The 24,936-nt window shown below is 65.9% G+C and carries 21 protein-coding genes; 5 read left to right on the top strand and 16 right to left on the bottom strand.

Annotated elements, in window-relative coordinates; genetic code table 11:
* Window positions 1-3: 3 nt before the first annotated feature.
* The 3 genes from A7V84_RS10560 to A7V84_RS21355 form a co-directional block, all read right to left on the bottom strand.
* Window positions 4-1,404: a glutamate decarboxylase gene (locus tag A7V84_RS10560; protein ID WP_063491883.1), complete on the bottom strand. Its 1,401-nt coding sequence runs from the start codon at window positions 1,402-1,404 to the stop codon at window positions 4-6.
* Window positions 1,405-1,504: 100 nt separating this feature from the next.
* Complete coding sequence (hdeA, locus tag A7V84_RS10565) at window positions 1,505-1,813, bottom strand: acid-activated periplasmic chaperone HdeA (protein ID WP_025512897.1); 309 nt, start codon at window positions 1,811-1,813, stop codon at window positions 1,505-1,507.
* A gap of 556 nt (window positions 1,814-2,369) precedes the next feature.
* Window positions 2,370-2,903 (bottom strand): DUF3455 domain-containing protein, encoded by a 534-nt coding sequence (locus tag A7V84_RS21355; RefSeq protein WP_025512896.1) that lies wholly within the window; start codon window positions 2,901-2,903, stop codon window positions 2,370-2,372.
* 268 nt (window positions 2,904-3,171) lie between these two features.
* On the opposite strand from A7V84_RS21355, the gene A7V84_RS10575 reads away from it, so the two are divergent.
* Entirely contained in the window at window positions 3,172-4,560 is a 1,389-nt protein-coding gene (locus tag A7V84_RS10575; protein WP_063491884.1) for a metal-dependent hydrolase family protein, read from the top strand.
* 152 nt (window positions 4,561-4,712) lie between these two features.
* Window positions 4,713-6,005, top strand: a complete 1,293-nt coding sequence (locus tag A7V84_RS10580; protein ID WP_033535432.1) for an O-acetylhomoserine aminocarboxypropyltransferase/cysteine synthase family protein — start codon at window positions 4,713-4,715, stop codon at window positions 6,003-6,005.
* 43 nt (window positions 6,006-6,048) lie between these two features.
* Here A7V84_RS10580 and A7V84_RS10585 read toward each other — a convergent pair whose 3' ends face one another.
* The 8 genes from A7V84_RS10585 to A7V84_RS10620 are packed head-to-tail and all read right to left on the bottom strand — an operon-like array spanning window position 6,049 to window position 15,557.
* Complete coding sequence (locus tag A7V84_RS10585) at window positions 6,049-7,689, bottom strand: hydantoinase B/oxoprolinase family protein (RefSeq protein WP_025512893.1); 1,641 nt, start codon at window positions 7,687-7,689, stop codon at window positions 6,049-6,051.
* 7 nt (window positions 7,690-7,696) lie between these two features.
* Complete coding sequence (locus tag A7V84_RS10590) at window positions 7,697-9,715, bottom strand: hydantoinase/oxoprolinase family protein (RefSeq protein WP_063491885.1); 2,019 nt, start codon at window positions 9,713-9,715, stop codon at window positions 7,697-7,699.
* Window positions 9,712-11,040, bottom strand: coding sequence for an aspartate aminotransferase family protein (locus A7V84_RS10595; RefSeq protein ID WP_063491886.1), 1,329 nt, complete (start codon window positions 11,038-11,040; stop codon window positions 9,712-9,714). The genes A7V84_RS10590 and A7V84_RS10595 overlap by 4 nt, the downstream gene beginning before the upstream one ends.
* 20 nt (window positions 11,041-11,060) lie before the next feature.
* A complete protein-coding gene (locus A7V84_RS10600; protein ID WP_025512891.1) occupies window positions 11,061-11,762 on the bottom strand; it encodes an ABC transporter ATP-binding protein in 702 nt (233 codons plus the stop codon).
* Window positions 11,749-12,531, bottom strand: coding sequence for an ABC transporter ATP-binding protein (locus A7V84_RS10605; protein WP_025512890.1), 783 nt, complete (start codon window positions 12,529-12,531; stop codon window positions 11,749-11,751). Before A7V84_RS10605 ends, A7V84_RS10600 begins: the two co-directional genes overlap by 14 nt.
* On the bottom strand, window positions 12,528-13,508 hold the full coding sequence (locus A7V84_RS10610; protein WP_063491887.1) for a branched-chain amino acid ABC transporter permease: 981 nt from the start codon (window positions 13,506-13,508) through the stop codon (window positions 12,528-12,530). The genes A7V84_RS10605 and A7V84_RS10610 overlap by 4 nt, the downstream gene beginning before the upstream one ends.
* A gap of 2 nt (window positions 13,509-13,510) precedes the next feature.
* Window positions 13,511-14,377 (bottom strand): branched-chain amino acid ABC transporter permease, encoded by an 867-nt coding sequence (locus A7V84_RS10615; protein ID WP_157935662.1) that lies wholly within the window; start codon window positions 14,375-14,377, stop codon window positions 13,511-13,513.
* Window positions 14,378-14,414: 37 nt separating this feature from the next.
* Window positions 14,415-15,557, bottom strand: a complete 1,143-nt coding sequence (locus A7V84_RS10620; RefSeq protein ID WP_081694972.1) for an ABC transporter substrate-binding protein — start codon at window positions 15,555-15,557, stop codon at window positions 14,415-14,417.
* A 170-nt stretch (window positions 15,558-15,727) separates the two neighbouring features.
* On the opposite strand from A7V84_RS10620, the gene A7V84_RS10625 reads away from it, so the two are divergent.
* Window positions 15,728-16,519 (top strand): IclR family transcriptional regulator, encoded by a 792-nt coding sequence (locus tag A7V84_RS10625; RefSeq protein ID WP_025512886.1) that lies wholly within the window; start codon window positions 15,728-15,730, stop codon window positions 16,517-16,519.
* A gap of 34 nt (window positions 16,520-16,553) precedes the next feature.
* Here the strand turns inward: A7V84_RS10625 and A7V84_RS10630 are convergent, their stop codons facing one another.
* From A7V84_RS10630 to A7V84_RS10640, 3 genes are all read right to left on the bottom strand, one after another.
* Window positions 16,554-18,062 (bottom strand): TAXI family TRAP transporter solute-binding subunit, encoded by a 1,509-nt coding sequence (locus tag A7V84_RS10630; protein ID WP_063491888.1) that lies wholly within the window; start codon window positions 18,060-18,062, stop codon window positions 16,554-16,556.
* Window positions 18,063-18,064: 2 nt separating this feature from the next.
* Complete coding sequence (gene gltS / locus A7V84_RS10635; protein WP_025512884.1) at window positions 18,065-19,267, bottom strand: sodium/glutamate symporter; 1,203 nt, start codon at window positions 19,265-19,267, stop codon at window positions 18,065-18,067.
* Between the two features lie 115 nt (window positions 19,268-19,382).
* Window positions 19,383-20,183 carry a nucleotidyltransferase domain-containing protein gene (locus A7V84_RS10640; protein WP_025512883.1) on the bottom strand — a complete coding sequence of 267 codons (801 nt, stop codon included), beginning with the start codon at window positions 20,181-20,183 and terminating at the stop codon, window positions 19,383-19,385.
* Window positions 20,184-20,297: 114 nt separating this feature from the next.
* On the opposite strand from A7V84_RS10640, the gene A7V84_RS10645 reads away from it, so the two are divergent.
* Complete coding sequence (locus tag A7V84_RS10645) at window positions 20,298-20,843, top strand: GNAT family N-acetyltransferase (protein WP_033535431.1); 546 nt, start codon at window positions 20,298-20,300, stop codon at window positions 20,841-20,843.
* A gap of 198 nt (window positions 20,844-21,041) precedes the next feature.
* A complete protein-coding gene (locus A7V84_RS10650; RefSeq protein ID WP_025512881.1) occupies window positions 21,042-22,007 on the top strand; it encodes a Bug family tripartite tricarboxylate transporter substrate binding protein in 966 nt (321 codons plus the stop codon).
* A gap of 167 nt (window positions 22,008-22,174) precedes the next feature.
* On the opposite strand, the gene A7V84_RS10655 is transcribed toward A7V84_RS10650, so the two are convergent.
* Together A7V84_RS10655 and A7V84_RS10660 are read right to left on the bottom strand one after the other, a co-directional pair.
* Complete coding sequence (locus A7V84_RS10655) at window positions 22,175-23,236, bottom strand: LacI family DNA-binding transcriptional regulator (RefSeq protein ID WP_063491889.1); 1,062 nt, start codon at window positions 23,234-23,236, stop codon at window positions 22,175-22,177.
* A 70-nt stretch (window positions 23,237-23,306) separates the two neighbouring features.
* The gene (locus tag A7V84_RS10660; RefSeq protein ID WP_063491890.1) at window positions 23,307-24,935 is read right to left on the bottom strand and encodes a dipeptide ABC transporter ATP-binding protein; all 1,629 of its coding nucleotides are present in this window, start codon (window positions 24,933-24,935) and stop codon (window positions 23,307-23,309) included.
* Window position 24,936: the final 1 nt, after the last annotated feature.

The following is a 24,936-nucleotide window of genomic DNA, read 5'->3' on the forward strand; positions in this document are numbered from 1 at the left end:
GGCTCAGTGATGAAAGCCGCCCGATTCGTCTTCCGATCCCTGGACGGCCACCGGGTGGCGCGCGAAATACGCCAGCGCGCGCTTGAAGTCCTCGATCAGCAGCGAGGCCAGGTCGCGGCTGACGCCATGGCGCACCAGGATGCGTTGCACCACCAGGTCTTCGCGATGGGCCGGCATCGAGTAGGCCGGCACCTGCCAGCCGCGCGAACGCAGCCGGTCGGCCAGATCGTAGAGATTGAAGCCGAGGTCTTTCTGGCCGTCCTTGATCTTCCAGCACAGTGCCGGAATGCCCTTTTGCGGATTGCCGTCGAACAGCATCTCGAAGGGCCCCAGCCTGGCGATCTCGTCCGCCAGGTACTGCGCCGTGTCGTAGCAGGCCTGCTGGATGCGGGTGTATCCCTCGCGGCCCAGACGCAGAAAGTTGTAGTACTGGGCCACGATCTGGCCGCCCGGTCGCGAGAAGTTCAGCGCGAAGGTGGGCATGTTGCCGCCCAGGTAGTTCACGTCGAAGATCAGTTCCTCGGGCAGGTGGGCGGCATCGCGCCAGACGATCCAGCCCACCCCCAGCGGCGCCAGCCCGAACTTGTGGCCGGAGGTGTTGATCGACACCACGCGCGGCAGGCGGAAGTCCCACTCCAGATCGGGGGCGCAGAACGGGGCCAGGAAGCCGCCGCTGGCGCCATCGACGTGAATGGGGATATCCAGACCGGTGTCCTGTTGCAGTTTGTCGAGCGCATCGTGCACGGCCTTGACCGGCTCGTAATCGCACGAGAACGTCACGCCCAGCGTGGGTACCACGCCGATGGTGTTCTCGTCGCAACGCTTGATGACTTCTTCCGGGCTCATGATGAGCCGGTCTTGCTCCATCGGGATCTCGCGCAGCTCGACGTCGAAGTAGCGCGCGAACTTGTGCCAGCAGATCTGCACCGGGCCGCAGATCAGGTTGGGCCGGTCGGTCGGCAGGCCGGCGGCCTGGCGTTTTTTCCGCCAGGCCCATTTCATGGCCAGTCCGCCCAGCATGGCGGCTTCGGATGAGCCCGTGGTCGAGCAGCCCAGGGTGTTCATCGCATCGGGCGAGTGCCACAGGTCGGCGATCATGTGCACGCAGCGCGCTTCGATTTCCGCTGTCTGGGGGTATTCATCCTTGTCGATCATGTTCTTGTCGATCGACTCGTCCATCAGCTTGTGGACTTCCTCGTCCACCCATGTCTGGCAGAAGGTGGCCAGATTCTGACGCGAGTTTCCGTCCAGCATCAGTTCGTCGTGCACGACCTGATAGGCATGGCGCGGCGCATGTCCCTCGGCCGGGAGTTTGTACTTGGGCATGGCTACCGAGAGATCGCTCGACGCGTAGACGTCATCGAGCAGGTCGGCACGGACCGTGTCCTTGGCGTGCAGTGGCATGGGGGATCCTTTGTGTGGAGCAGACGCGGAAAGCGGGGGCTGAAATGACAGGCGCCACGGCAAACCGTGGCGCCCCTAGCGCATGAATCAGAGAAGCGGATTACTTCTTGATCTTGCCCCAGCTTTGCACCAGCGCGTCGCGCAGGGCGATCTTGGGGTTTTCCTTGCAGTACTGCAGCAGTTCCGGCTTGACCTTGGCGATGCCATCGACGTCCAGTACTTCGGCTTCGGGCTTGCCGCTGCGGTTGAGCGCTTCAGCGAAACCGAGCACGGTCGGCTGATAGGACTCGTCCACAGCCAGGTAATCACTGCACAGCCACAGCGGCACGGGCTTGGCCGCGTCGGCATGTGCCACGCCGCCCATAGCGGCGGCACCGAAAATGCTCATAGCCAGAATAGCTTTTTTCATTTGAAGTCCCTCGATCTGAGTTCAAGCTATATAACAATCAGGCTCCACGTCGTTGACTTTCCCGGATTGGGTGGAGCCTTCGCAACCCGGGATATTCCAGAGCCTAATACAAGGCCGGCTCGGGGGAATCTGATTTCAATCAATACTTGACCTGAATTCTGTTGCGGCGGTCCGCAGGCGCAATGGACATGCGGCTTGCAGGCCGATTATCAGCCTATCAGGTTAGCGGGAGTTTGAGGTTTTTTTATTTCAAAGTGTATGCGTTGTTTTTCCGGAAGGGAATGTCATTCTCTTTTCCGATTCATTAGCATAGCGCAGGGTTCGTGATTTTTTTCCCGCCATAGGAAAAAATGGAAAACCCCCGCGATTCTTTCCTATTCTTGCGCCGCATTTTGCATGTTTGCAGTGATGTTCGTGGCGCGTCATCGCCGGCCCGGGGACGATGCCGCCCGGATTCTGACAATGCCGCTCAGGCCCGCTCGGGATGGTGACGACCGGTGCAAGGCAAAAAAAACGCGCCAGGCCGGCGCGTTCGTATCGGTCCGGCAACGCCGGCTCAGTTCGGTGACCAGAACACGTAGTCTGCCTGGAAGGGACTGTCCACGCGTTTGCCCACCTGGCTGGCGTCGCAGGTTTCCTGGGGCGCGCCGCCACCGCTGCGCACCAGACGCTGGATGTAAGTCACGCCGCTCAGCAGGCCGGCCGTGGGTGCCGGGTTGGCGATCACCAGCTGGTCCTGGAGCTGGTTGGCGCCGGAGCTGGCGCGGATGCTCTGCAGACCGGTCAGCGAGGAGCCGTCGGCGGCACGCCAGGTGTCCGGCGGGCTGGTGTAGCTGCCGTTTTGCGCGGCGTCGCCCAGCCGGGCCTTGCCGGCCACGATGGTCCAGGCGGGCGCTTCTGCGCCGTCCAGGCGATTCTGGCATTGATAGGTGATGACGCCTTCGGCCGGGGCGCGCCAGGTGACATAGTTGCCCGCCGGGACCTGCACCAGCGGCGGGACGCTGTCGGCAGCCTGTGCGGCGGTGGCGGCCAGGGCGAGGGCCAGCAGCGAGATGAGTCGGGTGGGCGTAGCCTGCAAAGCGTGCTTCATGCGTACTCCTGTGCGTCGAGCCGGAAATAGAATTTCAATAGCATTAATGCTGATTCTACAGGGGGCCGGGCCGCCCTGCTCCCCGGGGGAGTGTCGGGAAGCCACGGCAGGCAGTAGGATGGCGAAAGTCCTGGGCAAGCATTCCTCAGTCATCAAGGGAGCAGTTTCGATGTTTATGGCAAGAACAGAGTCGCGGCCGTTGCAGAGCCGGCGTGGGCGTGCGGCGGGCGCGGCGCCGGCTTGCGGTTGTGTGGCCCATGGGCCGGCCATGCGTTGGGCGCATCGTCGTCTTGAAAACGATCTGCTGCACCGCATGGCCGCAGGCGGGCCGGCCGAGGCTGCCCGGCCTTTCGGCGCCTTTCGCGCCGACAGCGCCTTCATGGGTGAACCGCTGGCTTGCGCCAAACCTCTGGTGCTGACCAATATTCGTCTGTTCGATGGCGTCACGGCGTCCCTGCGCGACGGGCTGTGCGTGCGTATCGAAGGCAATCGCGTGGCCGACATCCAGCCGGCCGGGCCGCGCCAGGAAGGCGTTGAGTCGCTCGATTGCGGCGGGCGCGTGCTGATGCCGGGCCTGATCGATGCGCACTGGCACTCGATGCTGTGCGGCATCAGCCAGCTGGCGGCCATGACCGCCGATACTCCCTATATTCACCTGAACGCTGCGCGCCAGGCCCAGAACACCCTGATGCGCGGTTTCACCAGCGTGCGCGACGCCGGCGGGCCGAGTTTCTCGCTCAAGCGCGCGATCGACGAGGGCCTGGTGCACGGCCCGCGGATCTTCCCTTCCGGCGCCATGGTGTCGCAGACCGGCGGCCACGGCGATTTCCGCATGCCCTATGAGGTGCCGTCGCGCCCGGATATTCTCAGCCATCCCGAGGCGGCCGGCATCTGCGCCATCGCCAACGGGCGCGACGAAGTCCTGCGCCGCGCCCGCGAGCAGCTCATGCTGGGCGCCTCGCAGCTCAAGCTCATGGCTGGCGGCGGCGTGACCTCGCTCTATGACCCGCTCACCAGCGTGCAGTTCACCGAAGACGAGTTGCGCGCCGGCGTGCAGGCCGCGGCCGATTGGGGCACCTACGTCATGGTGCACGTCTACGGCGCCCAGGGCATACAGCGCGCCTTGCGGGCCGGGGTGCGCTCCATCGAGCACGGCCAGCTGGCCGATGAGGAAACCGTGCGCATGATGGCCGATCACGGCGCCTGGTGGAGTCTGCAGCCCTTCTTCGGTGACGACGACGCCAATCCGCACGCCGATCCGCGCAGCCACGCCAAGCAGCAGATGGTGGCCGAAGGCACCGAGCGCGCCTATGCGCTGGCGCAGCGGTTCAATATCCAGACCGCCTGGGGCACCGATATCCTGTTCGCGCCGGACAAGCTGGCGCGCCACGGCCACATGCTGGCCAAGCTGACCCGCCTGTATGCGCCGCTGGACCTGCTGCGCATGGCGACTGGCCAGAACGGCCAGCTGCTGGGCATGTCGGGCGCGCGCAACCCCTATGGCGCCAGCGTCGGCTGCATCGCCGCCGGCAGCCTGGCCGACCTGCTGGTGGTCGACGGCGATCCCTCGCGCGATCTGGACTTCCTGACCGACCCGCAGGCCAATCTGCGGCTCATCATGAAGGACGGGAAAATCTACAGGAACGCCCTGGCCTGACGCTTCTGCGCGCCGGTCGATTTGGAGTATGGTTACGCCGGGCGCCCCTTGGTGGGCGCCCGGCGTGTTTGCGTCCGCCGCCCGGCCCGAATTCCCGTATTCCCGAGTTTCTATCCCGTTCCCCCCATCCATCCCTGCGGAAGGAGAAGCAGATGAGTGATTCCAACAAGAACTGGCGCCTGGAGACCATCGCCGTGCACGGCGGTTACCGTCCGGATCCCACCACGCGCGCCGTGGCCGTGCCCATCTACCAGACCGTGGCCTACGCCTTCGACGACACGCAGCATGGCGCGGATCTGTTCGACCTGAAGGTGCCGGGCAACATCTACACCCGCATCATGAACCCGACCAACGACGTGCTTGAGCAGCGCGTGGCTGCGCTCGAGGGCGGCATCGCCGCGCTGGCGCTGGCCTCGGGCCAGGCCGCCGTGACCTACTCGATCCTGACGCTGGCCGAAGCTGGAGACAACATCGTTTCGTCCAGCACGCTGTATGGCGGCACCTACAATCTGCTGGCGCACACGTTGCCGCAGTACGGCATCTCCACCCGCTTTGCCGATCCTTCGGACCTGGCCAGCTTCGAGCGCCAGATCGACGCGCGCACCAAAGCCATCTTCGCCGAGTCGGTCGGCAACCCGCTGGGCAACGTGACCGACATCCAGGCGCTGGCCGATCTGGCGCACCGCCACGGCGTGCCGCTGATCGTCGACAATACCGTACCGTCGCCCTACCTGCTGCGTCCCATCGAACATGGCGCCGACATTGTGGTGCAGTCGCTCACCAAATACCTGGGCGGGCATGGCACCAGCCTGGGCGGCGCGATCATTGACTCGGGCAAGTTCCCCTGGGCGCAGCACAAGGAGCGTTTCAAGCGCCTGAACGAACCCGACGTGAGCTATCACGGCGTGGTCTACACCGAAGCCTTCGGCGCGGCCGCCTACATAGGGCGCGCACGCGTGGTGCCGCTGCGCAATACCGGCGCCGCACTCTCGCCCTTCAATGCCTTCCAGATCCTGCAGGGCATCGAGACGCTGGCGCTGCGCGTGGACCGCATCGTCGAGAACGCCGTCAGGATCGCGCAATACCTGAAGCAGCACCCCAAGGTCGAATGGGTCAACTACGCCGGCCTGCCCGAGCACCCCGACCATGCGCTGGTGCAGAAGTATCTGGGCGGCAAGGCGCCAGGCCTGTTCACCTTTGGCGTCAAGGGCGGCCGTGAGGCCGGCGCCCGCTTCCAGGATGCGCTCAACCTCTTCACGCGCCTGGTCAATATTGGCGACGCCAAGTCGCTGGCCACGCACCCGGCCTCGACCACCCACCGCCAGCTCAACCCCGAAGAACTGGCCAAGGCCGGCGTGCGCGAAGAAACCGTGCGCCTGTCGATCGGCATCGAGCACATCGATGACCTGATCGCCGACCTGGATCAGGCTCTGGCCCAGGTGTAAACGGCAACGGCCCCGGCACGCTTCCCGGGGCCGTTGTCAGCCCTTAGTCGGGGTAATAGCCTTGGCGCTGATCGTAGGCGATGGCTTGTGGCGCGCGCAGCGCCGGATCGCCATAGCCACCGCCGCCTGGCGTATAGACTTCGATCACGTCGCCGGCCTGCATGACGATGCCCTGGTCTTTGGATATGTGCGCCGGCACATACGGCTGGCCATCGCGGTAGATGGTCACGCGCGTGCGTCCGCCTTCCTCTCCGCCGGCGGCCCCGGGCGGGCCGAACTTGCCGTGATCCATCACCATGGAGGCGCGGGCCGATCCGGCGCGCAGTCGGATGCGGTAGTGCACCCCCATGCCGCCGCGGAACTGGCCCCTGCCACCGGAGCCCTCATGAATGGCATAGCGCTCGAACAGTATCGGGTAGAGCTGCTCCTGGACCTCGACCGGAGCTGCTTTGGAAATCCCGATTGTGGAGCAGCCATTGGTCAGGCCGTCGCCTCCGGGGTGACCGCCGTAGCCGCCGCCTGAAATGACGTACATCACATAGGCGCTGCCTCGGTCGGGATCGTCGCCGCCGATGGCCAGGTTGGCCGTGGTGCCGGCAGGCGCCGCGAACAGGCGGTCCGGGATGGCTTTTTGCAGTGCATCGAAAACGGCTTCGGCGATGCGCTGACTGACTTCCGCCGCGCAGCCCGAGACGGGTTTGGGATAACGCGCGTAGAGAAAAGTGTTTTCGGGATCGATGATGTCCAGGGGCTCGAACATGCCCGCATTGATGGGCAGTTCGGGAAAGACATGCTTGATGGCAAGGTAAATCGAAGACCGGGTGGTGGCGATCACGCTGTTCATGGGTCCGGCGCAGGGCGGACTTGAACGGCTCAGGTCGAACTCCATGCGTTCGCCACGCTTGCGGATGCGTACCGAGATCGTCAGGGGTTGGTCCACGACGCCATCGGAGTCCATGAAAGCTTCGCCGTCGTAGTCACCATCGGGGATGGCGGCGATGACTTCGCGGGTTTGCTGCGTGGCTTGTTGTTTGAGTTCTTCGATAGCCTGATCGACGATATCCTGGCCATAGCGGTCCAGCAGCTGTGTCAGGCGGCGCTCCCCCACAGCCAGTGCGGCCGCCTGGGCCTTGATGTCGCCGATGCGTTGCTCGGAGATGCGGATATTGGACATCAGAATGGCCAGGATTTCCTCGTCCAGCTTGCCACCCTTGTAGAGTTTGACTGGCGGCAAGCGCAAGCCTTCCTGCTCGATCTCGGTAGCGTGCGCGGAGAATCCGCCCGGCACCATCCCTCCCATGTCCGGCCAGTGGCCGGTGTTAGCCAGCCACGCGTACAGCTTGCCTTGGTAGAAAAATGGTTTGACGAAGCGCACGTCCATCAGGTGCGTGCCACCCAGATAGGGGTCGTTGACGATGAAGACGTCGCCGGGCGCAATGTCGCGGGCCCGCGCTATGACGGCCTGGGTGGAAAACTGCATGGTGCCCACGAAGATGGGCAGTCCCAGTTCGCCCTGCGCGATCAGTTCGCCGCTGTCGCGATGATAAATGCCGTTGGAGCGATCCTGGGATTCGGAAATGATGGGGGAGAACGCGGCGCGACAATGCGTCAGGTCCATTTCGTTGCAGACCTGATGCAGTCCGCTCTGAATGACGGTGAGCGTCACCGGATCGATGATTGCCATGATATGCCTACAGAGAAATGATGAGGTTGCCGCAGGTGTCGCTGCGCGCCCTCGTGCCGGGGTCGAGAACGATCGTCGCGTCCAACTGCTCGATGATGGCCGGGCCGGCCAGACCTTCGGCCGGGATGTGCTCGCGCGTGAGCACGGGCGTATCGGTCCAGCCCGTTTCGGCGAACCAGACCGGGCGCTGGCGGGGAGCGGGAGGATCGTCGCTGCGAGTGGCCAATGCTGCCAGCGCCACTTCGTGGCGCTTGCCGACCAGACTCGTGTCCAGCGTGACGAGCACCGGGCGCAATTCGCTTAATTCCACCTGGAAACGTTGCCAGTAAGCCTGTGCAAAGGCGTCCTGCAGTCGTGCCACGCTGATGTCGCCACTGTCGACGGGCACGGTCAGCAAATGGCTCTGCCCTTGATACTGCATCTGGGCATGGTGGAAGACCTGGATTTCCGATACGGGAATACCGTCTCGCGCGATCGCCTCGCGCCCTTGCGATATCTGCTCCTGCAGGCAGGCACGTAGCATGTCGTCGCTCAGATCTTTGAGCGGGCGATTGAAGGCGCGCACGAAGTCATGACGCACGTCGGCCACCAGGCAGCCCAGCGCGTTGGTCAAGCCTGGGCGTACCGGGATCAGCACCGTGGGGATGGCCAGTTCGCGCGCCAGCGCGACGGCATGAAGGGGGCCGGCACCGCCAAAGGCAAACAGCGCAAAGTCGCGGGGGTCATAGCCCCGCGCCAGGCTGACCAGCCGAACCGCTCCGGCCATGTTGTGATTGCCGACGCGCAGGATGGCGGCTGCGGCCTCGACCGCATCCAGCCCCAGCGGCCTCCCGATGGTCGCCTCGATACGTGCGGCGACCTCAGCGACGTCGACGGGGCGGTCAACCGCCAGCAGGCGTTGCGGATCCAACCGTCCCAGTACCAGGTTGGCGTCCGTCAGGGTGGCTTGTTCTCCGCCGCGTCCATAGCAGATCGGGCCCGGCCGGGCCCCCGCGCTGTCCGGCCCGACGCGCAACAACCCGCTGCCCTGCACCCGCGCGATCGAGCCGCCGCCGGCGCCAACGGTATGGACATCGACCATCGGAACATGCAAGGGCATGCCGTACTCCAACTCCAGTTCGCTGGATACCTTGGGCACACCGTTCTCAATCAGTGCGACGTCGGAAGAGGTGCCGCCCATGTCATAGGTGATGAGGTTGGGGTAGCCGGACAGGCGGCCGGAATAGGCGGCCGCCATGACGCCGGATGCTGGCCCGGACATGACGGTATTGATCGCGTTGCGTCCGATGGTGCGCGCCGAGACCGTGCCACCGTTACCCTGCATGACTAGCAGGTCGCTACGAAAGCCTGCTTCGGACAGCTTGGCCTGCAGGCGCTGCAGGTAGCGATCCAGAATGGGTTGTACCGATGCATTCACGGCAGCCGCGGTGCCGCGTTCGAACTCGCGAAACTCCGAGATGATGGTGTGGCCGGCAGTCACGTACGGGTTGGGCCAGTGTTCGCGCGCCAGGGCTAGGGCTCGCTGTTCATGGGCCGGGTTGGCGTAACTATGCAGAAAATGGATCACCAGTGCCTCGGCGCCGGCTTCACGCAGAGCATGCACGGTGTCCAGCAGGGCCTGTTCATCCAAGGGCGTGAGAACATTGCCCTGGGCATCCATGCGTTCCGGCACCTCGCGGCGCAGTTCGCGCGGGATCAACGGCACGAAGCTGCCGGTCAAGCCATAGGCTTGTGGCCGGGTGCGCCGGCCCAGTTCCAGAATGTCGCGAAAGCCCTGCGTCGTGATCAGGCCAACTTTGGCCAGCTTACGCTCGAGTACCGCGTTGGTGGTGGTGGTGGTGCCATGCACGATGCTGTCTATCCGCTCCAGCGGCATATCGATGCGACGCAGCGCTTCGAGCACCCCGAAGGCCTGGTTGTCCAGGGTGCTCGGCACCTTGGAAATGCGGACTTCCCCGGTCGCGTCATCGACCAGGATCAGGTCGGTGAAGGTGCCACCGACGTCGATGCCTGCGGTGATGCTCATGCTTGCTCCTCCGTGCGGCGCAAGGCCAGCAGGGCGTCGTGGGTTGCCTCGGCGATCTGTTCGATGTCGGCATCGCTCATCGCCGTTGACAGGGCCATCAAGCCATAGCCGGCCATCAGTACGCCCCGGTTGAGCATTTCCACATTCAGGCGCTGCATCGCGCGAGCCTGTATCGGGTCCGGCCAGGCATCACGGTAGCTGGTCAGCGGGCCGGTCTTCATGTGCAGCTTGATGAGCGAGCCCAGGCCAGTGGCCTGGCCGGCCACGCCGCTATCTTCGAAGGCGCGGTTAAGGGCATGGCGCAGGGTCTCGCCCATGCGGTCCAGGTGGGCGTGGCTGGCCGCATCCAGCAGGCGCATGGCGGTCAGGCCCGCAGTCATGGTGACGGGGTTGGCCGAGAAGGTGCCGCCATGCGGCACGGCTGGCCGCCCCTGGCTGGGGTCGAATACGGCCATGATATCGGCGCGTCCGCCCACGCCGCCGACCGGGAAGCCGCCCCCCATGATCTTTCCCACCGTGGTCAGGTCGGGGGTGATGCCCAGTCGGGCCTGGGCGCCTCCCAGGCCCAGGCGCAAGGTGATCACTTCGTCGACGATCAGCACGATGCCCAGTTCCGTGGTCACGCGGCGCAGCATGGCCAGGTAGTCGGGGCTGGCCGGAACCAGGCCGGCACGGTTGGGCAGCAAATCGATCAGCACGCCGGCCAGGCTGGCGCCGTGCTCGCGCAGCAGCGCCTCGGTGGCGGCGGTGTCGTTCAGCGGGAGCACCACGACGTCGTCAAGCACCGCCGGCGGCGTTCCTTTGGCATAGGGAATGCTGACAGGTGCCCGGGCGGGCCCCCAGTTCTCCGGCCGGGCGTCAAGGCTGATTTCGGCATAGTCATAGGAGCCGTGATATGCCCCTTCCACCTTGGCGATGCGCGCACGTCCGGTATAGGCGCGGGCGGCCTTGAGCGCCATCATCACCGCCTCGGTGCCGGAGTTGGTGAAGCGGATGTGCTCAATGCTCGGCACCCGTTCAGCCAACAGTTCGGCTAACAGGATCTCGCTTTCGGTGGGCATGCCGAAAGCGGTGCCGCGTTCGAGTTGGCGGCGTACCGCCGCATTCACGTCGGGCTGGACATGACCGTGGATCAGTGCGGTGAAGTTGTTGATGCAGTCGATCAGCACGTTGCCGTCTACGTCGTGCACGCGGCAGCCTTCGCCATGCGAGGCATAGACCGGGTAGGGCGACAGGTAGACGGTGGTGCGTGTGTTGCCGCCAGGCAGCGCGGCGCGCGCGCGGGTATGCATGGCCTGGGAGCGGGAGGATGAGTCAGGATACATGGATGTCTCTGCGGAAAGGATTAACGGCCCAGGTAGGCGTCCCGGACACGGGGGTGGTGGCGCAGCGCCTGGGCGCTGTCGGCCAGCACGATGACGCCGTTCTCGATGACATAGCCGCGGTCGGCCACGCCCAAGGCCAGTACGGTGTTCTGTTCGACCAGCAGCACGGTCATGCCGCCTTCGTTGATGCGGGCGATGCGGGCATAGACCTCCTCGGCCAGCCGTGGCGCCAGGCCCAGGGAGGGTTCGTCCAGCAGCAGCAGGCGGGGGCGTGCCATCAGTGCGCGGCCGATGGCCAGCATCTGCTGTTCACCGCCGGACAGCGACCAGCCCAGCTGGCCGGCACGCTCCTTCAGGCGTGGGAACAGGTCATAGACGCGCTCGAAATCCTCACGCAACTGGGGCCCGCCTGCGCGGATGGAGGCGCCGACCTCCAGGTTCTCGCGCACAGTCAGGCCAGGAAAGATGCGCCGCCCTTCGGGGACGTGCGAAATGCCGGCGCGTACGCGTTGCTGAACCGACAGGGGTATCAGTGAGCGCGCTTCCAGCGTCAGTTCGCCATTCGTCGGGAGCAGCCCCGAAATCGCGCGCAGCAGCGTGGTTTTGCCGGCCCCGTTCACGCCGATCAGCGCGACCGCTTCGCCAGCCTGCACGTCCAGGTCGATGCCGCGCAGGGCGACGATGTCCCCGTAGGCCGCCACCAGATTTCTACACTGCAACATGTTGGTAGCCTCCTCCCAGATAGGCCTCGAGCACGGCCGGGTTGGATTGAATCTCGGCGGGCGTGCCTTCGGCCAGCTTGGCGCCAAAGTTCAGCACGGCCACGTGTTCAGCCAGGCGCATCACCATGCCCATGTTGTGCTCGATAAGCACCACGGACAGTCGATGCTGCTCGCGCAGGCGGCGCAGCAGCGTCATGAGCTGCTCCACCTCGCCCGAGTTCAGTCCGGCCGCCGGTTCGTCCAGCAGCAGCAGGCGTGGCCGCGCGACCATGACGCGCGCCATTTCAACCATGCGCCGGTTCCCATAGGAAAGCGACCCGATGGGCCGATCGGCCATCAGGTGAAGGTCAAACTGGCGCAGGGTTTCGTAGGCCGTCTCGCGCGCCCGGCTTTCCGCTAGAGCGGTGGCGAAGGGGCGCAACAACAAGCGCGCCAGCGAACGCGAGTCCTTCATCGCGGCGCCCAGCATGACGTTCTCCAGCACGCTCAACCGCGTGAAGAGACGACCGCTCTGGAAGATGCGGCCGATGCCTGCGCGGATGATGTCGTGAGTGGGGCGTCCGGTCAGCGTATGACCATCGAAATCGATCGTCCCGGTGCTGGGCGGAACCAGGCCGGTCATGACGTTGAGCAGCGTGCTCTTGCCCGCGCCGTTGGGGCCGATGATGGCGTGAAAGCGATCGGCGGCAATTTCCAGCGAGACGTCCGAGAGCGCCTGGACGCCGCCATAGCGTTTGCTGATGCCGCGCACGTGCATGAGCGGGGTCATGGGCGGTCTCCTTGCGCGTTCGGAACGACAGCGGATTTGCGCCGCAGCAGGCGGCGGTAGGTGCTGCGATCGGCCAGGCTGATCAAGCCGCGCGGCAGGATGATCAGGATGAGCAGCACCAGCAGGCCGAAAACCAGCAGATAGGCGTTGCCCACGCCGCGCAGTAACTCCGGAAGGAGCGTCACGCCCACTGCGCCCAGGATGGCGCCGATGATGCTGCCTTCGCCGCCGACGACCAGCATGGCCAGAAAAACGATCGAATGCGAGAAGTTGAAGTCCTCGGGGGAGACAAAGCGGATGTGAAACGCAAACAGGCAGCCGGCTACACCGGCGTAGATGGCCCCCAGCGTGAAGGCCGCGACCTTGACCCGGGTGACGGGCAGGCCAGTCATGGCGGCGGCCAGCTCATCGTCGCGCACTGCCATGAAGGCCCGGCCGGCGTGCGAACGACGTATCCGGTTGGCCAGCAACGCAAGCAAGGCCAGCACCGCCAGGGCGAACCAGTAGAAGCTGCGTTCGGTGTCCAGTGCCAGACCGCCCAGGCTCAGTGCCGGAATGCCCGAAAGGCCATTGGTTCCGCCGGTCAGTTCCAGCCAGTTGGAGGCCACGATGGTGAAGCTGACGTTCAGCCCCAGCGTAGCCAGCGCCAGGTAATGGCCCTTCAGGCGCAGCAGGATGCGACCCGTGCCATAGGCGAACAGCGCCGTGGCCGCGAGCGCGGCCAGAATGGCCAGCCAGGGGTTCCATTGCTGGGCGGTGGTCAGGATGGCTGCCGCATAGCCTGCCATGCCCATGAACGCGGCATGGGCCAGCGAGATCAGCCCGGCATAGCCGAACACGAAGTTCAGCCCGATGACGGCGATGGCGGAAATGACGGCCGTGTTCGCGAGCCGGTTGCCATAGCCCTGGATCGCCAAGGGCAGCAAGGCCGCCAGCAAGAGGGCCAACGAGGCATAGAGCAAAGGGTGCTTCTTCATAGTCAGCCTCGCTCGGCGATGCGTTCGCCAAAGATGCCCTGTGGCCGCAGCAGCAGGAACAGGATCATGATGCCGAATGCCAGCAGATCCTTGTAGGTGGACGACAGATAGGCGGCGCCCAGGATCTCTATGAGCCCGACCACCAGGCCTCCGGCGATGGCGCCCGGCACGCTGCCGAAGCCGCCGATGATGGTGGCTGCAAAGGCCTTGAGGGCGACGGCGTCGCCCATGTTGACGTCGGCGAACCACATTGGCCCGACCAGCAGCCCTGCAAAGCCGGCAAATACCGCCGCCAGCACCCAGGCAAAGCCCAGCAGCAGGCGCACAGGCAGGCCCATCAGGCTTGCGGTTTCGACGTCCTGGGCGACTGCCCGCATGGAGCGGCCGATCGATGTTCGATGAAGCAAGGCATACAGGCCGGCGATCAGCATCAGGGTGATGCCGATGGTGGCCAGAGCATGGACCGTGATGACACCGCCTGCGATGCTGAGCGTGCCGTCGCCAAAGGGCGAGGGCACGCGAAACGGCCAGGCGTCCCAGATCAGCAGGGCCGCGTTCTGCATGGCGATGCCGGCGGCGACCGTGCCGATGATCACCGACACCACCGGACGGTTCTGCAACGGTAGGTGCACCATCGCGTAAAACAGCAGCCCGAAGGCGGCCATCATGGCGATGGCGGCCGGGTAGGCCACCGCCGCCGGCCATTCGGCCTGGATCAGTGTGGTCACGCCAAAGAAAGTGCCCAGCATGACGAATTGCCCGGCGGCAAAATTCACCACGCTGGTGGCCGAGTAGACGATCACGAAGCCCAGCGCAGCCAGGGCGTAGACGCTGCCCAATGCCACGCCATTGACAAGAAGTTGGATCATTTCCTGCATGGCAGTTCCCCGGTTTCGGTGACCATGTTCAGTCAACCTGGATAGCGCGGATGAACTGCATGTCCTTGCTGCCGTCGGCGAACTTCACGACAGCCACGTCATGCACGCCGTTGCCCTGGTCGTCGAAGCGATAGACGTGCGAGACGCCCGGATAGTCCTTCACCTCGCGCAAGTACTGCTGCAGTTTGGCGGGGTCCGTGCCGACTGCATTCATGGCCTGGGCCATCAGCATGGCGCCGTCGTAATAGGCTGCGCCGTAGGGGTCGGCATCCATGGAAAAGCGTTGCTTGAAGCGCTCGGCGTAGTGCTTCCCTTTTTCGGTGGCCGGCAGGTAGGTGTCGATCACGCCCCAGACGTTCTCGAGGTCTCGCGGCGACAGCAACTGCATGGCCGCCGGCACGAAGGCGGCCGAGGAGGCCACCACGGGCTGCTTGATGCCGAGCATCTTGATCTGGCGCAGCAGCATGGCGCCATCCTGCGGGTAGACGAAGGCCAGGATGACGTCGGCTCCTTTGTTCTTCAGACTCAGAATCTGAGCCGACATGTCCTTGTCGTTCTGGCCGTACGCTTCCATGCCAACGGGGGTCAGGCCTTGTTCCTTCAGGAAGGCGGCTGCGGCATTGGCTCCACCTTGGCCGAAGTCGTTCTGGATGTAGAGGATGCCGGGCTTGGCCAGTTTGAGATCATCTTTGACGAAGCGGGCCATGGCTACCGCTGCCGTGCTGTCCTGGGGGCGGATGCGGAACAGCCAGGGATTGCCCAGTTCCGCCACGCTGTCTGCACCGCCCGCATACATGGCGGGCAGTGCGGCCTTGGCTACCTCCGGGGCGACGGCCACGTTCTGCGTGCTGTAGCTGGTCAGGAAGGTGAAGGCCGGCTTGTTTTCCTGCACCAGCTTGACGTAGGCGTTGACGGCGGTGCCGTTGGAGGCCTGGGCATCCTCGAAGACGAACTTCACCGGCTTGCCCTGCACGCCGCCGGCCTTGTTGATGTCGTCCTCGGCCAGTTTGAGGGAGTTGTAGTACTGCTTTCCCGTTAGGGACAAGGGGCCGGTAAGGGGGGCGGTCGCGCCCACCACGACCTGCTGGGCATGCGCTTGCGCAGCCAGCCCGACGAGCATGGCGCCTGCGATACAGCGGCGAAGAAGAAGGGAAAAAGTGTGGTGTGACATGGTGCGGCGCTCCTGAGAGTGAGGCGGGGCACATTCCCCTGGTTGTTCCGGTTTTCGGTACTTAGTTCTGTTTTTCGGTACACTATAGAAAACCACGGAACACCGGGGCAAGGCGGGTTTTCCCGAGATCGTCTGCGCCGCGCCCTACAATGCCGGTCAAGGAACCCCACATGAGCCAAGACTCCCGACTCTCTCCGCTTGAGCGCTACACCCGCATCCTCGAACTGTTGGCGGCCTTTCCTGAAGGACTGGCCCTGACCGAGATCACCAAAATGCTGGCATTGCCAAAAACCAGCGTTCATCGTCTGCTGGGCACGATGCAGGAAGCCCGTCTGGCAGATTGCGCCAACGGATCGACCTACATTCTGGGTGAGCGCGTCCGGCGCCTGGCCTATGCCGGGGCAGATGCGGGTTGGCTGGGGGCGGTGGTGCAGCCGCACCTGGCGGACCTGGCCGCCGAGACGAACGAAACCTGCTACCTGGCGCGCTTGCATGCCGGCCATCGCGTCTCCTCCATCCTTATGGAGGCGCCGGATACGCCGTGGCGGGGATTCGTGCTGCCGGGCAAGGGAATGGCGCCCCATGCGGCTGCCTCGGCAAAGGCCATCCTGGCCTTTCAATCCGAGGAAGTGATTGCAGCCGCGCTGGCTGAACCGTTGCCTGTACTCACGGCCAATACCTGCGTGGATGCCGGGCGCATCTTGCAGGAGTACGCTGCGATCCGCGAGCAGGGATACGCCACGTGCATCGGTGAGATCGATGAGGGGTTGGCTGCACTGGGCGTACCGGTGCGCCTGCCGCGGGTGGGGGTGGTTTACAGCCTGGGCGTCACGGGTCCCTTGCAACGTATGTTGGGCAAGGACCTGGCGGCACTGGCGGAGATCATGCAGCGTTATGCCGAGCGGGTGGCACAGGCTTTGGCGGCCGGCTATGTGCGGCACGCCGATGCGCTGCCGCGTTGAATGAGGGGCCCGCGTCAGACGCGGGCCGGCTGAGTTACGGCAAGATGGCGCTGGGCGTCGGGGCGCTGATCAGTTTCTGGAGGGCTTCCAGTGCGCCGTCGTGCATGGGCACGCTCAGGCCGACCAGGGCATTGACGGGCGAAACCTGCGCGCCCTGGGCCGAGCCGGCGGCCAGCATGTCCTGGCCTCTGCGATAGATGACATTGACCACGTGCGCGGCCTCGTCGCGGGTGAGGTCGGCGGTGGTCACCAACAGGGCGGCCATGCCCACGGTGGGGATGGCCTGCGGTTGGTTGGGATAGGCGCCGGCCGGAATGTCCAGCGCCAGCAGCACCGGGTTGGCCTGTGCCAGCGTGGCGATGGCGCTGCGCTCCAGCGGCACCAGTTTCAGCCCGGCCTGGGCGAGCGCGGCGCGCAGCGGCGTGGCAGGAATGCCGATCACCTGGGCGACGGCGTCCACGGCGCCTTCGTTCAGCAGGGGCAGGGCGGCTGCGGCCGGGGTGTCGTTCACGGTGTAGTCCCGGCCGGCCTGCAGGCCGTGCGCGGCAAGCACGGTTTCGAGCGTATTGCGCACAGCCGAGTCGAGCGGGCCCAGGGCAATTCGTTTGCCCCGCAGATCCTGCACGCTGGCGACGCCATCGTCCTGGCGCGCCACGATATGCACCAGCTCGGGGTAGAGGCTGCCCAGCGCCCGCAGGCCGGTGAATGGTCCCTGGTTGGCGAAGGGGCCGGTGCCGTCGTAGGCCTGGCCGGCGGTGTCGGCCTGGGCCAGTGCGGCCACGGCGGCGCCATTGCGCAGCATGGCGATGTTGTCGACGCTGCCTTCGGTCAGCAGGGGAATCACGCGCACCTGTTCGTTGCGGGCGACCTGCGCCAGGGCCTGCCCGAAGGCCAGGTACTCACCCTTGTCGGGGCCGGCGGCCAGCGGGTAGCCGTTCTGCAGGCGCGCCAGGCGTCCATTGATGCGGGCCACCGAGCGCTCCAGCTCCTGTTGCACGACGCGTTGCGCGGTGCTGGATGCGCTGTAGGGAACCGAGCGGGTGATCTGCTCCAGGGACTCCAGCAACTGGCGCGTCACCGGGGCGGGCGCGCCGTCCTCCAAAGCCGGCGCCTGGGCAGCGCGAAACGCCGCCGGGGTGACCAGGGTCCAGTTGCCATCCTGCTGGCGGTAGATGGCGCTGCCGTGCGCAATGATTTCGTCGCCGGCGGCGTTGCCGCCGGATTTCACGCCGCGGATGCTGCGCGGTCCGGCGCCCAGCAGGGTTACCAGGGAGGCGGCGCCCGGCTGGTCCCAGGCACCCAGCGTGATGGGCTTGTTCACGCGCAGCACCAGGTCGTAATAGACCACCCGGCGGGTTTCGCCGGCCGGCGCGCCGCTGTCGGCGGCCGAGCCCATGCGGCGCAACTCGACGATGTCAAAGGGTTGGCCGCCATAGGCGGCATCCAGCTGCCGGGCGACGTCCTGGCGCAGCGCCTCGGCGTCGGGCGCGCGGCCGCAGGCCGCCAGCAGCAGGCAGAAAGCGAGAGTCAGCCAGCGGAACATGATTACATCCCTCCCACGAAGGGCAAGGCGATGAAGGACGTCAGTACGATCACGTTGAGGATGTCCACCAGAAAGGCGCCGGTGACCGGCACCACGATAAAGGCTTCGGGTGCCGGGCCGTGGCGTCGGGTGAGGGCCTGCATGTTGGCGATGGCCGTGGCGGTGGCGCCCAGGCCGAAGCCGCAGAAGGCGGCCGAAATGACCGCGCCTTCGTAGTCGCGCTTGAGCACGCGAAACACCACCCAGGCCGAATACAGCGCGCAGACCAGCGCCTGCACTGCCAGCATCAGGGCCAGCGGGCCGGCCAGGCTGATGACGCTGGAGAGGTCCATGGTCATCATGGTCAGGCCCAGGAACAGCGACAGCGCGATCGAGCCGACGATGTCGGTGACCCGGTCATTGAGGTGAAAGCCCACTTTGGGGCCGAGGTTGCGGATCAGGATGCCGGTGGCCAGGCACCACAGGAAGTTGGGCAGGCTGATCGGCGCATTCTCGACCAGACCGGCCAGGTAAGAGCCTGCCACCAGCGTCACGAAAACCGCCGTCAACGACGTGATGAAAGCCGTGGTGTCGGGCGCTTCGGCGGCGACCTCGGCCGCCTGTTGCGGCTGGGCGTTGCGGGTTCGGGCGCCCGCAGCCAGCGTGTTGCGCTTGATCAGCCACTCGCCGACCGGCCCGCCCAGGACCCCGCCCAGCACCAGGCCGATGGTCGAGGCCGTCATGGCCAGCGCCATCACATCCTGGATGTTGTTGATGTCGGCGAAACGCGCCGCGTAGGCCGCGCCGGTGCCGTGGCCGCCCAGCAGCGTGATGCTGCCGCCGATCAGGCCCATCAGGGGATGCAGGTCCAGCAGCCATGCCAGGCCCAGCCCGACGGCATTCTGCAGGATCAGATAGGGCACCAGCACCAGCAGCAGGCCGATCAGTCTGGGGCCGCCGCGCGCCAGCAGTTTCAGGTTGGCAGTCAGGCCCACGCAGCCGAAGAAGATCAGCAGCAAGGTGGGCCGGATGGTGGTTTCCAGGGCGACCTGCACGTTGCCCCAGGCGGCCAGCATCGTGGCCAGCACGGAAAACAGCAGGCCGCCGACGATCGGCACGGGGATGCTGTAGCGCTCCAGCAGGCTCACGCGGGTCGTCAAGACCCGGCCGACGACCAGCACCAGGCAACAAGCGAGTAAGGACTGAACAGCAGAAAGGGACATCATGCGAGCCTTGGATCTGTCCGGAGCGGCGAAACGGAGGGGAGCGGCCAGACGCCGGATCGGCTGGCCATGGTGCGGCGCGCACCCGGCGGTATTGTGGTCTGAGTGACGCGCCCGCTCAAGGGGAACGCGCGCCGGCGTTGCGGCGTTGCTGCGCCTGGAGGGTCTGCATGGTGTCCAGCAGCCCCTCCAGGGTCCGCGCGAAAGACTCGGCGGGTGCGTCGGGGGTGTCGGCCTGAGCCAGCATGAAACTCAGGCCGGCGGCCAGCGCCGGGTGGCTCCGCCGGCAGTGGTCGGCATAGTCTTGCAGGGTCTGGGGCCAGCCGGGCTCATCGCCGGCGCACAGGATATGGGTGGCGCGGATCCATTGGCGGGCTGCCTGTTTCTGCAGCGCGGCGTCGCCGCCTGCTCGCCGTATCCTTGTGGCCAGCGATCGAAGTGCGGCGTCGTAACCCTCGTTGACCGCCAGGGCGATGTCGCGCGACGGCGTGAAAGGCGCAATGCGCGCAGCCAGGTCCGGGCCGGCGATGCAGCGGCAATGGTGCTTGAGCCAGTATCCCCAGCTCAGGCGGTGGGCCGGCGCCAGGGCGGTGGCGGCGTCGCCCAGGTCGATATCCACCTTGGTCACGATCCCGGCACAGCGGGTCTGCAGATCCGCCCGCAGCGCGTCGATCTGCGCCTGTTGCGCCGGCGTGGCAGGCGTGTGCAGCAGCAGGCATAGATCCAGGTCGGATTGCCCGACGCGGGCGGTGCCGCGCGCTACGCTGCCGTACACATAGAGGCTGTGAATCGAGGGCCCCAGTGCTTGCTGCAGGGTGTCGCCCGCCGTCTTCAGCAGGCAGTCGAAGGGAGCCGGGACAGGGGTGTCGGGAAGCTGGGCGATACGGCCTTGCGCATCGACGCCGCGGGGTTGTGGCATGGGACGACAGCGAAGAAAGGTCAGGCCTGAGCATAGCAACAGCTTGCCGGCAGGTGCAGATTGACAGCCTCTGCTGCGGCTGGAGAAAATGCCAGGGTCGTTCCGGAGTGATTGATGACCGCAAGTTCCACCGCAGGGGTACGCCTGATCGACTGCACCGAAGCCGGGCACTCGGCCGAGATCCTGGCCATCCTCAACGACGCCATCCTCCATTCGACGGCCATCTACGACTACGCGCCCCGGCCTGCCGAAGCCATGATCGACTGGTTCGCCGCCAAGCGGGCGGGCGGGCATCCGGTCGTGGGCGCGGTCGATGCGCAAGGCCGCCTGCTGGGGTTCGCCACCTGGGGCGCCTTTCGTGCCCATGCCGCCTACCAGTACACCGTCGAGCACAGCATCTATGTTCATCCCGAAGAACGGGGCCGGGGCCTGGGCGGCCTGCTGCTGCGCACCTTGATCGCACGTGCGCGCCAGGCGCAGCGACATGTGATGATCGGTTGCATCGATACCGCCAACCAGCGCAGTATCGCCCTGCATGAGCAGGCGGGCTTCACCCATGCCGGCACCGTGCGCCAGGTGGGATTCAAGTTCGGTCGCTGGCTCGATGCGGCTTTCTATCAATTGGTGCTGGACACGCCGCGGGATCCCCGCCAGGCCTGAGCCCGGGGGCGTGGCCGGACAGTGCCGGCGTTTGCACGTATCATGTGGGCCGGGTCTGGCGGCCCGAACTACCCCCTTGCAGCGCCTGTGGCGGCCGGATGCGGCCGGGGCGCGTCGCGAGCGGAGCAGGGCAGCCCACAAGGCGCGCCATGCGCCGCCGCAAGCCCTTCCTCTCTTTTTCTTCGACGTGTCATGACCATGAAACGCATTCTCGCCGGGCTGTGCACCGGCGTCGTTATGGCATCGGCCAGCTTTGCCGTCCATGCCGCCTATCCCGAGCGCCCGGTGCGCCTGATCGTGCCTTTCCCGCCCGGGCAGGCTACCGACATCTTCGCCCGCGCGCTGGCCGAGAAGCTCAGCGCCGAGCTCAAGCAGCCCATCATCGTGGAAAACCGCGCCGGGGCCGGCAGCAACATCGGCATGGCCGAAGCCGCCCGCGCCACGCCCGATGGCTACACGCTGGTGGTCGCCGGCAGCGCCGCGGCCGTCAACCAGACGCTCTACAACAATATCGGCTACAGCCTGACCAAGGATTTCGCGCCGGTTTCGGGCGTGTTCTCGGTGCCGCTGGTATTCCTGGCCAATCCGGCCGCCGGCATCGACAGCATCAAGAGCCTGGTCGAGCAGGCGCGCGCCAAGCCGGGTGACCTGGTGTACGCCAGCGCCGGCATCGGTGGCACCCAGCATCTGTCGGCCGAGATGTTCAAGGCCGCCGCCGACGTCGATATCCGCCACATCCCGTACAAGGGCAGCGGCCCGGCCCAGGCGGATTTCCTGGGCAACCAGGTGCCGCTGATGGTCGACTCGGTCACCGCCGGGCTGCCCCACATCCAGAGCGGCAAGGCCGTGCCGCTGGCCGTGACCACCGCCAAGCGGCTGGAACAGTTGCCCCAGGTGCCGACGGTTGCCGAAAGCGGTTATCCGGGCTTCGAGGCCATCGGCTGGGCTGCCGTGCTGGCGCCCGCCGGTACGCCCGCCGAGATCACCGACCGCCTGAGCCAGGACATCGGCAAGGTGCTCGACGCCGAGGGCATGCGCAAGTTCTTCTCCGATCGCGGTGCGCAGGCCATGCCCAGCACTCCCAAGGCGACGGGCGAATTCGTGGCCGCCGAGGTCGAGAAGTGGGGCGACGTGGTACGCCGCTCGGGCGCGCAGGTGGACTAAGCCGCCTGCGTCTGCCCTGAGCAGGAACGGCCGCAAATGCGGCCGTTTTTTTCATGTCGCCCGGCTGTGCGGGGATGCCACGCGGATACCGGCCCGGTCCCCGGGGCTGGCGGCGTGTCTGGCGGATCTCTCTCCCGCCGTCGGCGAGCTTGGGAAAGCGGCTGCACTCATCTGGCAGGCACGGCGCGTCGGCGCCGTCTGGCGGATGGGGCGCCGGTGGATTGACGCGGGATAATGGCTTCGTGCGGCAGTTGCAGGCCCGGCTGCTCGAGCGGCCGGCCTTCGACGATGTCCACCAACATGGACGTGGCCTGGTACCCCAGCCTGTCCAGCGGAAAGCGCGCTGCGGTCAGCGATGGCGTGAGCAGCTCGGCGACCATGCCATCGGAAAGGCTGGCCAGCGAAAGATCCTGCGGCATGCGCAGTCCCAGCGCGTGGGCACTGGCCATCGCGCCAGCAGCCACGATCTCGTTGGTGGCCAGAATGGCCGTGGGCGGTTCGTCCAGGGCCATCAGCTGGCGCAGCCCGGTCTCGCCGCCATGCTTGTAGTAACCGGCGTCGATGACCAGTTCTTGCCGCCACGGCAGCCCGGCCTGCTGCAGTGCGTCGGCGTAACCCGCCACCCGGCGTTCGCCGACGGTGCGATGCACCCCTCCCAGGAAGGCGATGCGTTGGTGCCCCAGTGAAATCAGGTGCCGGGTCAGCGCGTCGGCCGCAGCACGTTCGTCCAAGGTGGCGTAGGGGTGCGCGTCATCCAGATAGCGGTTGACCAGCACGAACGGGGCGCTGAGTGTCTTGAGCTCCTGCAGCATTTGCGCTTCATGGCGGCCGGTGGTCACCAGCAGGCCGTCGATACGATTGCTGCGCAGCAGGCGCGCGGCGACTTTCGGGTCCTCCTCCTCGCCGCCCATGCCGCCCACCAACAGGGAGTAGCCCCGCTCCCAGGCCGCTCGCTGGGCTCCCTGGATGATGACCGGGAACACCGGGCTGTTGAGCTCGGGGACGATCATCGCCAGGGTATTGGAGCGTGAGAGCCGCAGGCCGCGTGCTTGCGGATTGGGGATGTAGCCCAAGGCTTCTATGGCTTGTTGCACGCGCGCGCGCGTGTCATCGCGCACTACCAGTTTGCCGTCGTTGCTCAGGATGCGCGAGACGACGGCCGGCGAGACGTTGGCCGCGCGGGCGACGTCCACGATTTTGACCGTTTTGGGCTTGTGTGGCGCCGTCACGGAATCACGTGCGAGGGACGGGAGTCATGCGCTGAATTATAGGCGCACAACTCCCGGGTTCGCGGCTGTGTCAGGCAGCCTTCAGGCTACGCTGCGCTACGAAAGGCGGGACGCTGGCCAGCAGTTGACGCGTGTACTCGTGCTGCGGATGGCGCATGAGCGCGCCGGTCTGGCCTTGTTCGACGATGACGCCGTGGCGCATGACCACGACGCGGTCGGCGATCTGCGAAACGACGGCCAGATCGTGGGATATGAACAGCATAGCAACGCCCAGCCGGTCGCGCAGGTCCTGCAGCAGTTCCAGGATGGCCGCCTGCACGGAGACATCCAGCGCCGAAGTCGCTTCGTCGCATACCAGAACCGAAGGCTCCAGAGCCAGCGTGCGCGCGATGCCGACTCGTTGCTTTTCTCCGCCGCTCAGTTGGTGGGGGTAGCGGTCCACGTAGTGGCGCGGCAGACGCACCAGATCCAGCAGCTCATCGATGCGGGCCTGCTGGCGCGTGCGAGGCATGCCCAGCAGTTGCAGGGGGCGGCGCAGGACCTCGCCGATGCGGTGGCGAGGATTGAGCGATGAGTCGGGGTTCTGGAATACCATCTGCGAGCGGCGTCGCAATTGCCTGGCGGTGGCGCCGCGGGCCGCGTAGATGTCGTGTCCCTCGAGCTCCACCTGGCCCGAGTCGGGTGCCTGCAGGCCGATCAGGCAGCGCCCAAGCGTGGATTTTCCCGAGCCGCTTTCCCCCACCAGGCCGACCACTTCGCCAGGGTGCAGTGACAGCGAAACCCCGGACAGCGCCGCAACGCTGGGGGGCTCGGGCAAGCGGAGCACCCGCGCCAGTCCGCCCAGCGGATGGACGCTGCGAAAACTCAGGCTGACGTTGCGCGCCTGGGCAATGACGGCTGCGGGTGCGGGCGCAGGCGGTTGGTCGTAGCGCAGGCGTGGAAGCGCGGCCAGCAGCTTGCGCGTGTAAGCATGGCGAGGCTGCCACAAGACCTGTGTGGCAGGCCCGCTTTCCTGTACCTTGCCATGGCGCAAGACGGTGACGCGTGAGCACATGCGTTCGACCAGGCCGATGTTGTGGCTGATGAACATCATGCTCAGTCCACGGTCCTTGCGCAGCTCGTCGAGCAGGTCCAGGATGCGCGCCTCGACCGTGACGTCCAGTGCGGTGGTGGGCTCGTCCAGCAACAGCAGTTCCGGGGAACAGGCCAGTGCGGTGGCGATGACTACGCGTTGCTTCATGCCGCCGGACAACTGGTGCGGATAGGCGTGCAGCAGCGTCTCGGCGCGCGGCAGACGCACTTCGTCCATGAGCCGCAAGGCTTCGGTGCGGGCCGAGTGGGCGTCGGCCAGGCCGCGCTCGATGAGCACTTCGGTGATCTGACGTCCGATGGGAAGGCTGGGGTTGAGCGCGGTAAAGGGATCCTGGAAAACCATGGCGATGCGCCCGCCGCGCAGCGCGCTTGCCGGTCTTCCAAGGATGTCCTGGCCGTTAAAGCGCAGGCTGCCGCCGCTGACGACCCCGCCGGGCGGAAGCAGCCCCAGGATGGCCCAGGCCAGCGTGCTTTTTCCTGAGCCGCTTTCGCCTACGATCCCCACCGAGTCGCCGCGCGGCAATTGCAGATCGACGCCGTGCAGTACGGTCTGGGAGCCGTAGCGGACATCCAGTTTTTCGATATCCAGAATAGGGTGATGCGTCATG

It is taken from the genome of Bordetella trematum (assembly GCF_900078335.1).
GTDB classification, from domain to species: Bacteria; Pseudomonadota; Gammaproteobacteria; order Burkholderiales; family Burkholderiaceae_B; genus Bordetella; species Bordetella trematum.

Bases quoted from the DNA above. Each gene is read 5' to 3' on its own strand.
- A7V84_RS10650 (WP_025512881.1), top strand. From the start codon at position 21,042: ATGAAACGCATTCTCGCCGGGCTGTGCACCGGCGTCGTTATGGCATCG.
- A7V84_RS10590 (WP_063491885.1), bottom strand. From the start codon at position 9,715: ATGAGCATCACCGCAGGCATCGACGTCGGTGGCACCTTCACCGACCTG.
- A7V84_RS10660 (WP_063491890.1), bottom strand. From the start codon at position 24,935: ATGACGCATCACCCTATTCTGGATATCGAAAAACTGGATGTCCGCTAC.
- A7V84_RS10575 (WP_063491884.1), top strand. From the start codon at position 3,172: ATGCGTTGGGCGCATCGTCGTCTTGAAAACGATCTGCTGCACCGCATG.
- A7V84_RS10560 (WP_063491883.1), bottom strand. From the start codon at position 1,404: ATGCCACTGCACGCCAAGGACACGGTCCGTGCCGACCTGCTCGATGAC.
- A7V84_RS10625 (WP_025512886.1), top strand. From the start codon at position 15,728: ATGAGCCAAGACTCCCGACTCTCTCCGCTTGAGCGCTACACCCGCATC.
- A7V84_RS10605 (WP_025512890.1), bottom strand. From the start codon at position 12,531: ATGACCCCGCTCATGCACGTGCGCGGCATCAGCAAACGCTATGGCGGC.
- A7V84_RS21355 (WP_025512896.1), bottom strand. From the start codon at position 2,903: ATGAAGCACGCTTTGCAGGCTACGCCCACCCGACTCATCTCGCTGCTG.
- A7V84_RS10610 (WP_063491887.1), bottom strand. From the start codon at position 13,508: ATGAAGAAGCACCCTTTGCTCTATGCCTCGTTGGCCCTCTTGCTGGCG.
- A7V84_RS10620 (WP_081694972.1), bottom strand. From the start codon at position 15,557: ATGTCACACCACACTTTTTCCCTTCTTCTTCGCCGCTGTATCGCAGGC.
- hdeA (WP_025512897.1), bottom strand. From the start codon at position 1,813: ATGAAAAAAGCTATTCTGGCTATGAGCATTTTCGGTGCCGCCGCTATG.
- A7V84_RS10580 (WP_033535432.1), top strand. From the start codon at position 4,713: ATGAGTGATTCCAACAAGAACTGGCGCCTGGAGACCATCGCCGTGCAC.
- A7V84_RS10600 (WP_025512891.1), bottom strand. From the start codon at position 11,762: ATGTTGCAGTGTAGAAATCTGGTGGCGGCCTACGGGGACATCGTCGCC.
- A7V84_RS10630 (WP_063491888.1), bottom strand. From the start codon at position 18,062: ATGTTCCGCTGGCTGACTCTCGCTTTCTGCCTGCTGCTGGCGGCCTGC.
- A7V84_RS10640 (WP_025512883.1), bottom strand. From the start codon at position 20,183: ATGCCACAACCCCGCGGCGTCGATGCGCAAGGCCGTATCGCCCAGCTT.
- A7V84_RS10595 (WP_063491886.1), bottom strand. From the start codon at position 11,040: ATGTATCCTGACTCATCCTCCCGCTCCCAGGCCATGCATACCCGCGCG.
- A7V84_RS10645 (WP_033535431.1), top strand. From the start codon at position 20,298: ATGACCGCAAGTTCCACCGCAGGGGTACGCCTGATCGACTGCACCGAA.
- gltS (WP_025512884.1), bottom strand. From the start codon at position 19,267: ATGATGTCCCTTTCTGCTGTTCAGTCCTTACTCGCTTGTTGCCTGGTG.
- A7V84_RS10615 (WP_157935662.1), bottom strand. From the start codon at position 14,377: ATGATCCAACTTCTTGTCAATGGCGTGGCATTGGGCAGCGTCTACGCC.
- A7V84_RS10585 (WP_025512893.1), bottom strand. From the start codon at position 7,689: ATGGCAATCATCGATCCGGTGACGCTCACCGTCATTCAGAGCGGACTG.